Source organism: Micromonospora sp. NPDC049240 (assembly GCF_040647835.1).
Taxonomy (GTDB): Bacteria; Actinomycetota; Actinomycetes; order Mycobacteriales; family Micromonosporaceae; genus Micromonospora.
In genome coordinates, this window is the sequence record NZ_JBEZCX010000004.1 from 313546 (window position 1) to 325485 (window position 11940).

The 11940-nt window shown below is 72.6% G+C and carries 9 protein-coding genes; 6 read left to right on the top strand and 3 right to left on the bottom strand.

What is annotated here, in order from left to right:
- The first annotated feature begins 8 nt into the window (after positions 1 to 8).
- Positions 9 to 833, top strand: coding sequence for a carbohydrate ABC transporter permease (locus tag AB0B02_RS08645; protein WP_357298273.1), 825 nt, complete (start codon positions 9 to 11; stop codon positions 831 to 833).
- Entirely contained in the window at positions 830 to 1852 is a 1023-nt protein-coding gene (locus AB0B02_RS08650) for a glycoside hydrolase family 43 protein (RefSeq protein ID WP_357298276.1), read from the top strand. The genes AB0B02_RS08645 and AB0B02_RS08650 overlap by 4 nt, the downstream gene beginning before the upstream one ends.
- A 91-nt stretch (positions 1853 to 1943) precedes the next feature.
- Here AB0B02_RS08650 and AB0B02_RS08655 read toward each other — a convergent pair whose 3' ends face one another.
- Positions 1944 to 3440 (bottom strand): amino acid permease, encoded by a 1497-nt coding sequence (locus tag AB0B02_RS08655; RefSeq protein WP_281938271.1) that lies wholly within the window; start codon positions 3438 to 3440, stop codon positions 1944 to 1946.
- A gap of 294 nt (positions 3441 to 3734) precedes the next feature.
- Between AB0B02_RS08655 and AB0B02_RS08660 the strand changes: the two genes are divergently transcribed.
- Together AB0B02_RS08660 and AB0B02_RS08665 are read left to right on the top strand one after the other, a co-directional pair.
- Positions 3735 to 5390: a family 10 glycosylhydrolase gene (locus AB0B02_RS08660; protein ID WP_357298279.1), complete on the top strand. Its 1656-nt coding sequence runs from the start codon at positions 3735 to 3737 to the stop codon at positions 5388 to 5390.
- Positions 5391 to 5565: 175 nt separating this feature from the next.
- Positions 5566 to 6108 carry a phospholipase gene (locus tag AB0B02_RS08665; RefSeq protein WP_281938275.1) on the top strand — a complete coding sequence of 181 codons (543 nt, stop codon included), beginning with the start codon at positions 5566 to 5568 and terminating at the stop codon, positions 6106 to 6108.
- 101 nt (positions 6109 to 6209) lie between these two features.
- On the opposite strand, the gene AB0B02_RS08670 is transcribed toward AB0B02_RS08665, so the two are convergent.
- Positions 6210 to 9020: an adenylate/guanylate cyclase domain-containing protein gene (locus AB0B02_RS08670; RefSeq protein ID WP_281938276.1), complete on the bottom strand. Its 2811-nt coding sequence runs from the start codon at positions 9018 to 9020 to the stop codon at positions 6210 to 6212.
- A 125-nt stretch (positions 9021 to 9145) separates the two neighbouring features.
- Positions 9146 to 9367: a zinc ribbon domain-containing protein gene (locus tag AB0B02_RS08675; RefSeq protein ID WP_281938278.1), complete on the bottom strand. Its 222-nt coding sequence runs from the start codon at positions 9365 to 9367 to the stop codon at positions 9146 to 9148.
- Positions 9368 to 9423: 56 nt separating this feature from the next.
- Here AB0B02_RS08675 and AB0B02_RS08680 point away from each other — a divergent pair, with 56 nt between their 5' ends.
- Both AB0B02_RS08680 and AB0B02_RS08685 read left to right on the top strand, forming a co-directional pair.
- Positions 9424 to 10785: a lytic murein transglycosylase gene (locus AB0B02_RS08680; RefSeq protein WP_357298285.1), complete on the top strand. Its 1362-nt coding sequence runs from the start codon at positions 9424 to 9426 to the stop codon at positions 10783 to 10785.
- Positions 10786 to 10857: 72 nt separating this feature from the next.
- A complete protein-coding gene (locus AB0B02_RS08685; protein ID WP_281938615.1) occupies positions 10858 to 11874 on the top strand; it encodes a GNAT family N-acetyltransferase in 1017 nt (338 codons plus the stop codon).
- Positions 11875 to 11940 lie beyond the last annotated feature (66 nt).

Genomic DNA, 11940 nt, shown 5'->3' on the forward strand with positions numbered 1-11940 from the left:
GGACGACCATGTCGAATGTGCGTCAGGTGGTGCGCTACGCCGTACTGCTCCTGATCACCGCGATCTTCGTGACCCCTCTGGTGTGGATGCTGTTGACGTCGGTGAAGACGTACGACGCCGCCCAGCAGGTCCCGCCGAGTTGGCTGCCGAACCCGTTCTCCACCTACGGCTACGACCAGATCCTGAACAACACCGCCAACCCGGTGCTGCGCTGGTTCCTCAACAGCATGCTGGCGGCCACCCTGCACACGCTGCTGGTGCTGGTCACCGCGTCGATGGCCGCGTTCGCCCTGGCCCGGATGCGGTTCCGGGGCCGTAAGGTGCTGTTCGCGCTGATCGTGGGCACGCTGTTCCTGCCGCCCACCTCGCTGATCATCCCGAACTTCATCATCGCCGAGAAGCTGAGCTGGATCGACACGCTGACCGTGGTGGTCGTGCCCGGCGCGGCGAGCGCGTTCGGGGTGTTCTTCCTGCGTCAGTTCTTCCTCTCCATCCCGGCCGAGCTGGAGGAGGCGGCGGTGCTGGACGGGGCGAACCAGTGGCAGATCTTCCGGCAGGTGCTGCTGCCGCTGTCGAAACCGGCCCTGGCCACGCTGGCGGTGTTGTCGTTCCTGACCAACTGGAACGACTTCCTCTGGCCGGTGTACGTGTTGTTCAGCCCCGAGCGGCTGACCCTGCCGGCGGGCCTGGGCCTGCTCCAGGGCGCGTACGTGACCGACTATCCGGTGATCATGGCGGGTGCGATGCTGGCGAGCGTACCGGTGCTGATCCTGTTCGTGTTCGCCCAGCGTCACGTCATCCAGGGCGTCTCCCGCAGCGGCCTGAAGGGATGACCGGCCGACTCACCAGGCGGCGCGGCGCGGCGGCCCTGGCCACCGCGCCGCTGCTCGCCGCGCTGCTCGTCGCCGGTTGTGACGGCGGCTCCACCCCATCGAGTACGCCGGAGGGCGCACGCGTGTTCACCAACCCGGTCGTCCGGACCGACGCTCCCGACCCGCAGGCGATCCGGGTCGGCGACACCTGGTACCTCTTCCACACCAACGCTGGTGGGCGGAACGTCCCGGTGCTCACCTCGCCCGACCTGGTCGAGTGGACCGCGGCCGGTGACGCGCTGCCGGAGCTGCCGGACTGGGCGGACGCCGGCAAGACGTGGGCGCCGGAGGCGATCCAGCTCGCCCCGGACCGGTTCGTCCTCTACTACACCGTCGCCGACCGCGCCTCCGGCCGGCAGTGCCTGGGTCGGGCGGTGGCCGGTACGCCGCTCGGGCCGTACCTGGACGACTCCGACAAGCCGCTGGTCTGCCAGCCGGAGCTGGGCGGCTCGATCGACGCCAGCCCGTTCCGGGACACCGACGGCAGTCTCTGGCTGCTGTGGAAGAACGACGGCAACGCGATCGGCGTGGACACCTGGCTCTGGTCGCAGCGCCTGACGCCGGACGGGCTGCGGCTGACCGGCCCGGCCACGAAGCTGCTGAAGCAGACCGAGCCGTGGGAGGGCACCCTGGTCGAGGGGCCGTTCTTCCACCGGCACGACGGGAAGCTGTTCCTGTTCTTCGCCGCGAACGCCTACGACAGGGACGTCTACGCCGAGGGGTACGCGGTCTGCGAGAGCCCGACCGGCCCGTGCGTGAAGGCGCCGGAGAACCCGATCCTGAAGAGTAACGACGTGGCCACCGGGCCGGGGCACGCCTCGATCGTCGAGCAGGACGGCCGCACCTGGCTGCTCTACCACGCGTGGCCGCCGGGCCAGGAGGGCACCACCGACCCGGGCCGCCAGATCTGGCTCAACGAGCTGCTCTGGACCAACGGCAACCCGTCCGTCCACGGCCCCCTCCGCGAGGTGACCCGGTAAGGAGGGGCCCCCTCTTAACGCCTCCGGTAGAGAAGGGGCCCCCTCTCAACACCGAGTGTTAAGAGGGGGCCCTTCCTTCAACTGCGACGCGTCAGGGGGTGGGGGCGGGCTCGGGAGTGTCCTCCGCGTGCTCGCGGCGGGCCAACCGGTTCTTGCGGTGCCCGTAGCCGAAGTAGATGATCGCGCCGAGCGCCATCCAGATCAGGAACCGCACCCAGGTCTCCACCGACAGGTTGAGGCTGAGGTAGAGGCAGGCCACCGCCGTGACGATCGGCAGCACCGGCGAGAACGGCACCTTGAACGGCCGCTCCAGGTCGGGGCGCCGCTTGCGCAGGATCGGCACCGCGAGCGCGACCAGCATGAACGCGCAGAGCGCGCCGATGCTGACCAGGTCGGCCAGCGCGGAGAGCGGCAGGAAGCCGGCGAGCAGCGCCACCGCCACCGTCATGATCGCGGCGATCCGGTACGGGGTGCCCCAGCGCGGGTGCACCTTCGCGATCGACGGCGGGATGAGCCCGTCGCGGGCGATGGCGAAGCCGATCCGGCCCATGGCCACCAGGTCGACCAGGATGACGCTGGTCAGGCCCGCGACGGCGGCGATGGAGACGAGCACCGCGGCCCAGCCGGCGCCGACCGCCCGGAACGCGGACGCGATCGGCGCGCCCTCGTCGATCTCGGTGTACTTCACCATGCCGACCACGACCAGCGAGACACCGATGTACAGCGCGGTGGAGATGACAAGCGTGCCGAGCAGACCGAGCGGCAGGTCGCGCTTGGGCTTGCGGGTCTCCTCACCCAGGTTCGCCACGGCCTCGAATCCGGTGTACGCGAAGAACACCACCGCGGCGGCGGTGAGCACCCCGACGAAGCCGAACACGGACGGCTCCAGCCCGAACAGGAGCTGCGTCACCGGCTGCTTGATGCCGTCGTCACCGGCGCCGGCCGGCTCGGCGGACGGGATGAACGGGGTGAGGTTGGCCGCCTTCACGAAGAACAGGCCGGCGATGATGACGAAGGCACAGATCGCCACCTTCACCAGCACCAGCAGGTTGGTGACCCGGGCGGACTCGCGGATGCCGACGATGGCCACCACGCCGAGCACCAGCACGATGCCGATCGCGCCGAGGTTGACGATGCTGCCCTCCTCGGCGAACCAGGCGCTGGGCAGGCCGAACAGGTCGGTGAGATAGCCGGACCAGCCCCGGGCCACCACCGCCGCGCCGAGTGAGAACTCCAGCAGCAGGTCCCAGCCGATGATCCAGGCGACGATCTCGCCCATGGTCGCGTACGCGTAGGTGTAGGCGCTGCCGGCGGTCGGCACGCTGGAGGCCAGCTCGGCGTAGCAGAGCGCGGCGAGCAGCGCGACCAGGCCGGCGATGCCGAAGGAGATCACCACGCCCGGGCCCGCGCTGTTCTTCGCCTCCACGCCGGTCAGCGTGAAGATCCCGGTGCCGATCACGATCCCGATGCCGAAGCCCATCAGGTCGACGGGCCCGAGCCGGCGGCGCAGCCCCGGTTTGCCGTCTTCGCCGTCGGCGTCGCCCTGGGCGATGACGTCCTGGATCGGCTTGGTCCGCAGGACTGACATGGATCACCTCCCCAACGGTGCGACCACCGTGGTCGGCGGTCCGTGACCGGCCAAGCTACCCAGCGGTTCCGGTCCCCAATCCCGTACGTGAGGTGTCGGAATGGTCACGATGCGGCAGCGTGGGCCGGCGCGTCCGGGTGCGTTCCGGCGGGGCCGGCATCGATCCGGTCCAGGGTCTTGCGCCGGATCGGGATTGATGAAAGTTTCCTACTCGTGACGCACGTCGCACGGCGAATCTTGCCGACCGCGGCGGCGCCACCCGTCCCCCCGGACCCGACGAAGGGACCGCACCGCATGAAGGCAACTTCGCTCAGAGCCGCCGCGCTGGCCGTGGCGCTGCTCGGCGCGCTGGTCGCCGGCACCCCGGCGCAGGCCGCGCCGGCCGAGACGACCACTGACTCCACCGACTGCGTCACGAACCCGGCCACCCCCAAGCGGCAGTTCCGGGCCATGTGGATCGCCTCGGTGACGAACATCGACTGGCCCAGCAAGGACTCCTGGACCGCGCCGGACCAGGTCGCCAAGCAGAAGGCCGAATACCTGGGTTGGCTCGACCTGGCCCAGAAGCTCAACCACAACGCCGTCGTGGTCCAGGTCCGTCCGACCGCCGACGCGTTCTGGCCGTCGCCGTACGAGCCGTGGTCGGAATACCTGACCGGGGTACGCGGCAAGAACCCGGGCTGGGACCCGCTGGCCTTCCTGGTCGCCGAGTCGCACAAGCGGAACCTGGAGTTCCACGCCTGGTTCAACCCGTACCGCGTCTCCATGCCGGCCCCCGGTGGCGCCGGAGCCGACCTGTCGCAGCTCGCCCCGGACAGCCCGGCCCGGGCGCACCCGGACTGGGTGTTCGCCTACCCGCCGGCCGGCGTCGCCGGCAGCCGGCTCTACTACAACCCCGGCATCCCGGCGGTCCGCGAGTTCGTCCAGACCGCGATGATGGACGCGGTCAACCGGTACGACGTCGACGGCGTGCACTTCGACGACTACTTCTACCCGTACCCGAGCGGCACCTACCAGGTGCCCGACGACGCCACGTTCGCGCAGTACAACAGGGGCTTCACGGACAAGGCCGACTGGCGACGGGACAACATCAACCTGCTGATGCAGGAGATGAACGCCAAGATCAAGGCGGCCAAGCCGTGGGTGAAGTTCGGGGCCAGCCCGTTCGGGATCTGGCGCAACGCCTCGGCCGACCCGAACGGCTCGGACACCACCGGCTCGCAGTCGTACGACATCATCTCCGCCGACACCCGTAAGTGGATCAAGGAGGAGTGGATCGACTACGTCGTGCCGCAGCTCTACTGGTACATCGGCCAGTACCCGGCCGCCGACTACGCCCGGCTGGTGCCGTGGTGGGCCGAGCAGGTGCGCGGCACCAAGGTCCAGCTCTACATCGGCCAGGCCGACTACAAGAGCGGCGAGCCGGCGTACGGGTCGTTCTGGATGAACCCGCGCGAACTGTCCGACCACCTCACGCTCAACCGGTCGTACCCGGAGGTGCTCGGCAACGTGCACTTCTCCGCGGTGCAGGTCCGGGCCAACCGGCTCGGCGCCACCGACATCTACGCGGCCGAGCACTACTCGCGCCCCGCGCTGGTGCCCACCATGACGCACCTGCCGCACAAGCCGCTGCTGTTCCCGGTGGTCACCCGGGCCCAGCGGGAGGCGGACGGGGTACGGCTGAGCTGGCGGCAGCCCGCCGACGGCAAGGGCCCGCTCGGCACCGCCACCTCGTACGCGATCTACCGGTTCGACGGCCTCGGCCTGGCCGGGCGCTGCGACTTCGCCGACGCGTCCCACCTGGTCGGCACCGTCCGGGCCACCGACGGTGACGTCCAGTCCTGGGTGGACGCCACGGCGGTCGCCGGCAAGCGCTACACCTACCACGTGACCGCGCTGGACCGCCTGGCGAACGAGGGCCCGGCCAGCCCGCCGCGCTTCGTCCGCTGACCCGCCGCGAATGCCCCCGGACGCCACGGCGACCCGGGGGCATTCGTCTGTTTAAGCGGATGTCAGCAAGCAGCCTTCCGAGCCATCCCCCGCCGTCACCGCATTGATCGACACTTCTCGAATTCCGGCTGATCCCGGAGCGCCCGTCCCGACGCCCATCCCGCGGAGGTCCCCCGTGTCCCGTCGCCTCGCCACCACGCTCGCCACCGGCGTGATCGCCCTGCTCACCACGCTCGGCCTGGCCTCACCGGCCGTCGCCGCGGTCAGCACCCAGCAGAAGCTGTCGGTGCTGTCCACCTGGACCCAGACCAGCGCCTCCAGCTACAACGCCTGGAACAGCGCCCGGCTCAACCGGGCACCCTGGACCGAGTACGGCTTCGACTGGTCCACCGACTACTGCTCGTCCAGCCCGGACAACCCGCTCGGCTTCACGTTCAACCTCTCCTGCTACCGGCACGACTTCGGCTACCGCAACCACAAGGCCATGGGCATCTTCTCCGCCAACAAGTCCCGCCTGGACAGCGCGTTCTACGAGGACCTGAAGCGGGTCTGCGCCACCTACAACTCGGTGGTCCGGCCCGCCTGCTACAGCCTGGCCTGGACCTACTACCAGGCGGTCAGCGTGTTCGGCTCGGTCGCCGCCGTGCAGCAGGCCGACCTCGACCGGGCCGCGAGGATGAAGGCCGACGCGGAACGCCGAGCCGCCACCCGCAACTGACCCACCCCAGCCGCCCCGTCCCCCGCTTTCCTGGAAAGAGTGGCTGTTCGGGCCCGAACAGCCACTCTTTCCGGGAATCAGCGCGCAGGAGGGGGTGGGGGTCAGCCTGTGGTGCTGCGGGGTTCGGCCGCCGGGCGGGGGGTGGGCGGGCCGAACCAGAGCGAGTCGGCCGACAGGTCCGGATGCTCGATGTGCAGCGCCAGCGCCGCCGCCTCGTCCAACCGCAGGCCCGCCCCCGCGCCGTACGCCGCGTCGAACGCCTCGTCGCCCAGAGTCCGGCGCAGCTCCGCCTGCCGGGCCAACCAGTACGGCTCGTAGATGCCCGGGGTGGCGCGCAGGCTCGCCCGGGTGGCCTGGGCCGCGCCGAAGAGCCGGGCCGCGGCCACCGCGTCCCCGGCCAGCGCGCAGCGCACCGCGATCGCGTTCACCGTGTCGCAGGCCCGACCCAGGTAACCGTGACTCATCCGGGACCGCAACGCCACCAGCAGGTGCTCGTGCGCCGCGACCAGATCACCCCGGGCCAGCGCCACCATGCCGAGCAGCATGTCCACCGAACGGCGGCCCCGCTCCACCGGGCGGGTCGCCTCCACCGGGCGCGCCGCGCCGAGCACCTCGGCCGCGTCGTCCAACGCGCCCCGGCGCCAGAGCAGCTCGGCGAGGTTGTAGACGGCGAGCAGCGCGTCGCCGACCACGTCCTGCGCGTACGCCCAGTCGATCACCTCGCGGCAGATCCGCTCCGCCTCGGCGAACTGGCCCATGTCCACGAGCGGCGCGGCGCGGCCGGCCAGCACCCGCGCCAGCAGGCCCAGGTCACCGGCCTGCCGGGCGGCCGCCTCGGCCCGCTGCGAGTAGCGCAGCTCCTCGGCGAACTCCCCGTCCGCGCCGGCGTGCAGCGAGTGCATGTGGTACGCGGCGGCCAGCTCGGCCTCCGGGATGTCCTCGCCCGTCTCGGCGATCCGGCCGTAGAGCCGGAACAGCCACAGTCGCCCCTCCCGGGCCAGGCCACGCTCCCGCCACCACTGGTCCAGCCCGCCGGCCAGGTGCAGCCCCGACCGGGCGCTGCCACCGGTGGCGCACCAGCGCAACGCGGCCCGCAGCTCCCCGGCCAGCGGGTCCAGCGCGTACAGGGAGAGCGTCACCGGCCGGCCGTCCGGCCCCAGGTGCGCCCGGTCCAGCGCGTGCCGGCACCAGGCGACGTGCCGGTCCCGGGCGCTCTGCTCCTCACCGGTCTCGATCAGCCGGCGGGCCGCGTACGCCCGGATCGGGTCCAGCATCCGGTAGGTGCTGCCCGAGGCGTGCGGCTCGGCCAGCACCATCGACTTGTCGACAAGCACCGACAGCGGGTCCAGCGGATCCTCGTCCAGCAGCCACTGCACCGTCGGCAGGTCCACCGGGCCGGCGAAGACCGCCATCCAGCGCAGCAGCCGGGACGAGCGCGCGCCCAGCGTCCGGTACGACCAGGTCACCGTGGCCTGGATGGTCAGGTGCCGCTCGCTGGCCGACCGCTGCACCGCCCGGGTCGCCGGCGTCGGCGGGGCCGCCCCGGTCGCGGCGGCCACCAGGTCCACGGTGTCCTGCTGGTTGCCGCTCCAACCGGCCTCGACCGGGGGCGGCTCCGCCGACTCGCGGCCGGCGTCCAACGTGCCCAGCATGTCGTCGAGCCGCTCGGCCAACTGCCCGGCCGAGAGCACCCGCAGCCGCGCCGCGGCCAGCTCGATGGCGAGCGGCAACCCGTCCAGCCGGCGTACCACCCGGCGCAGGTCGGCCTGCTCGGTCTCCGCCGCCGGCCGGCCGCCCCGGGCCGCCGCGGTCCGGTCCAGCAGCAGGGCGACCGCGTCGCTCGCGCCGCCGTCGGGCACCTCGTCGACCGACAGCGGCGGGATCCGCCACACCACCTCACCGGGTACGCCGAACGACTCCCGGCTGGTCGCCAGCACCCGCACCCCCCGGCCACCGGCCAGCAGCCGGGAGATCACCTCGGCCGACGCGGCCGGCTGGGCGTCGCAGGTGTCCAGCACCACAAGCATCCGGCGGGGGGCGGCGTACTCGACCAGGGTGTCGACCATCGGCCGGCCCGGCTCCGGGCGGAGGCCGAGCACGGCGGCGATCTCGAACGCGACCAGCCCCGGGTCGGTCACCGCGGCGATGTCGACGAACCAGACGCCGTCCGGGTAGTCCTCGACGATCCCGGAGGCCAGCTCCACGGCCAGCCGGGTCTTGCCCGCGCCGCCCGCGCCGAGCACGGTCACCAGCCGGTACGCCTCGACCAGCCGCCCCAGCTCGGCCCGCTCGAAGTGCCGGCCGACGAACGAGGTGACCTGGGTGGGCAGGTTGTGCGCCGCCGCGTCGGCCGTACGCGGACGCGGGAACCGCCGCTCCAGACCGGGCGCGACGAGCTGGAACAGCCGTTCCCGGTCATCGAACCCGCGCAGCCGGTGCAGGCCGAGATCCAGCAGCGACGCGCCGTCCGGCAGCGGATCCGCGTGTCGGGCGGTGGCCGCCGAGCAGAGCACCTGACCGCCGTGCGCGGCGGCGGCCACCCGCGCCGCCCGGTGCACCTCCGGACTGGCGTACTCACCGTCGCGGGGTTCGGCGTAGCCGGTGTGCAGGCCCATCCGGACCCGGGGGACGGCGTCGGCGTTGGGCCAGTCGTGGCTGGCGAGCGCACGTTGCGCGGTCAGGCAGGCGCGCACGGCGGCGGCCGCGTCCGGGAAGGCGAGGAAGAACGAGTCGCCCTCGGTCAGCAGCTCCGACCCGTCCGTGCCGGCCAGCGTGTCGCGCAGCAGCCGGCGATGCTCCCGCAGCACCGGACGGTAGACCGGGCCGAGCATCCGTGCCATCCGGGTCGAGCCTTCGATGTCGGTGAACACGAAGGTCACCCACCCGCTGGGGAGGTGGATCGGTGGCGACATGCGTCGAACCTCCCCCCGCTGACGTCGGGTTCATGCTGCCCTATGACCGCGCCGTCACGCATCGTGAGAACGGGTAGGCGGATTCCGACCAAAAGTTCCCACCGGCGAAGAACGCCCGACGGGGATCAGCAGCCGCAGGCGCCGCCGCAGCAGCCCCCGCCGGCCGGCGCGGGTGCCCCGCCGGCCGGGCCGGAGCCACCCCGGCCGGTGAACGCCACGGTGGAGAGCAGCTTCACCGTGTCGGCGTGGCCCTGCGGGCAGGTGGCGGGCCGGGCGGCCTCGGCCATCGGGCGGTTGACCTCGAAGGTGTCGCCGCAGGCGCGGCAACGGAATTCGTACCGGGGCATGCGTACAGCGTACGGCCGGGCCTGACGTCGTCGCACGGATGGGTGATACTCAACGGGTGGTGGACGGCGAACGGCGAGCGACGGCCCGGCCCCTGCGACCCGCCGCGCCGCCCGACGGCGGCGCCGGGCCGGTTCCCGGCCCACGGCGCGGCGAGCCCGGCCCACCTGCGAAGCCGGCTCCGCCCGCGGATTCCGCCGCGAAGCCCGCCAGGGCGGCGGAGGCGACGCCCGCGCCCGATGCGACGCCCGCGCCCGAAGTGACGCCCACGCCGGAGGCGACGTCCGCGTCCGGGGCGACGCCCTCGCCCGAGGTGACACCCTCGTCCGGGGCGACGCCCTCGCCCGAGGTGACACCCTCGTCTGGGACGACCTCCACGACCGAGGCGACGTCGGATCCGGTTGTCACGCCGGCAACCGGGCCCGCGTCCACAGCGGAGCCCGGAGTGCCGGCGGCCGGCGGCCGGCGACGGCGGATGCCGTTCGCGCACGCCGGCCCGGTCCGGCCGGGGCAGCTCGCCGCGGGCGCGGTCCGCGCCACCCGGGACTGGTCACGCCGGCCCAGCGGGCGCACCACGTTGCCCGCGCTGTTCCTGCTCGCCCTGGTCGGGGCCGCGGTCGCGGCCGGCGCGGTGCTCGTGCCGGCGGCCGTCCGCAAGCCGGAGCCGGTCGCGGTCGAGGCCACCAGCGCTCCCCCGGTCTACGGCGTGCCGCAGACCGGCGCCGTGCCGGGGCTGACCGGGGCGCCGCCGCCCTCCGGCCCCCCGACCGGCCTGCCCGGCACCGTCGGGCCGACCGGCACGCCGCTGCCGGGCGGGCCTACCGTCAACCCGGTCCTGCCCGGCGGTCGCCCGGCCGACGCGCTGGCCGGTTGGGCGCAGCGGGTCGGCCGCGCCACCGACATCCCGACCGTGGCGCTCCAGGCGTACGGCTACGCCGAGCTGGTGCTGGCGCAGACCCACCGCAGTTGCCAACTGAGCTGGACCACGCTCGCCGCGATCGGCTTCGTGGAGTCCGGGCACGGCTCGGCCAACCAGGCCAAGCTGGGCGCGAACGGGGTGGCCGTGCCGGAGATCCTCGGCGCGCGGCTCGACGGGCAGGGCGGCCGTTCCCGGATCCTCGACACCGACCAGGGCCTGCTCGACGGCGACAAGGAGTTCGACCGGGCGCTCGGCCCGATGCAGTTCATTCCCAGCACCTGGCAGGAGATCGGCGCGGACGCCGACAACGACGGGGTGAGGAACCCGCACGACATCGACGACGCGGCGCTCGCCGCCGGCGAATACCTGTGCAAGGGCGGCCGGAACATGACGATTCCCGGCGACTGGTGGGGCGCCATCCTCTCCTACAACGACGTCCGCCGGTACGCCCAGGACGTCTTCACCAAGGCCGACGAGTACGGGCGGCGCAGCGGTACGTGACGTGACGGCGCGCGTACATTCGCGGACTGAACCCTTCCGTCTAGCTGCGGTTGACGGCAAGCTGTACGGGTGATGGTGCGCGAGTGGGACCCTCGGACCGCGTCGTCCGCCGAGATCGCGTCGCTGCTGGACACGCTGAACGCGGTCCTGGCGGCGGATCTGCCCCAGGATCCGCCCTGGCAGGCGAACTCCCTGCGGGAGTACCTCTCCGAGGTGATGCCCGGCGAGCGGCGGATCTCCTGGGTCGCCCAGGACGACCCGGCGCCGGACGGCACGCCCGGTGCGATCGTCGGGCACGTGCACGTGCTGCTGCTCGGCGGCATCGGCGTGCTGGAGGTGCTGGTGCATCCGACGCTGCGCCGCACCGGGATCGGCCGTGAGCTGGTGCGGGTGGCCGCCCGCCGGGTCTGGGACGAGGGCTTCCAGTCGATCGGCGTGGAGGTGGTCGGCGGCACCCCGGCCGTCGCGTTCTACGAGGCGCTCGGTTTCACCCGGGAGTACGTCGAGACCCGCAGCGTGCTCGACCTGGGCGCGGTGGACTGGCCAGCGCTGACCGAGATGGCCGCCGAGGTGGGCGCGGGCTACCACGTCGAGTTCTGCCCCGGCGGGCCGCCGGACGAGCTGATCGAGCCGTACGCGCGGGCCAAGGCCGAGGTGCGCGACGCCGACGACGGCGAGCTGCGCCCCAGCTCCTACGATCCGGAGCGGCTCCGCGACAGCCTCGCCACGCTGCACCGGCGGGGCATGAAGCCGTACATCGTGCTGGCGCTGCACGAGCAGACCGGCGAGGTGGCCGGGCTGACCGAGGTGGTGGTGCCGGCGCAGCACCCGACCCGGGCCGACCAGTACGACACCATCGTGGTCCGGGATCACCGCGGCTACGGCATCGACCGGGCCATCAAGGCGCGGATGCTGCTGGAGCTGCGTTCGGCCGAGCCCGAGCTGACCGAGGTGCAGACCTGGAACGCGCAGGCCAACGAGTCGATGCTGAAGGTCAACGCGGAGCTGGGCTACCAGCCCGACCGCGACTGGTGCGAGTACGGCGTGGACGTCGCCGAGCTGGTGCACCGGCTGGACCCCCACCGCTGACGCCTGTTCACCAAACGGCTGCCCGGGGGATGGACGCCGGCCCGCCGCGACCCTTAACGTGCGTTA

Coding starts and splice junctions, on each gene's coding strand:
- AB0B02_RS08645 (WP_357298273.1), top strand. CDS start 9: ATGTCGAATGTGCGTCAGGTGGTGCGCTACGCCGTACTGCTCCTGATC.
- AB0B02_RS08650 (WP_357298276.1), top strand. CDS start 830: ATGACCGGCCGACTCACCAGGCGGCGCGGCGCGGCGGCCCTGGCCACC.
- AB0B02_RS08655 (WP_281938271.1), bottom strand. CDS start 3,440: ATGTCAGTCCTGCGGACCAAGCCGATCCAGGACGTCATCGCCCAGGGC.
- AB0B02_RS08660 (WP_357298279.1), top strand. CDS start 3,735: ATGAAGGCAACTTCGCTCAGAGCCGCCGCGCTGGCCGTGGCGCTGCTC.
- AB0B02_RS08670 (WP_281938276.1), bottom strand. CDS start 9,020: ATGTCGCCACCGATCCACCTCCCCAGCGGGTGGGTGACCTTCGTGTTC.
- AB0B02_RS08675 (WP_281938278.1), bottom strand. CDS start 9,367: ATGCCCCGGTACGAATTCCGTTGCCGCGCCTGCGGCGACACCTTCGAG.
- AB0B02_RS08685 (WP_281938615.1), top strand. CDS start 10,858: ATGGTGCGCGAGTGGGACCCTCGGACCGCGTCGTCCGCCGAGATCGCG.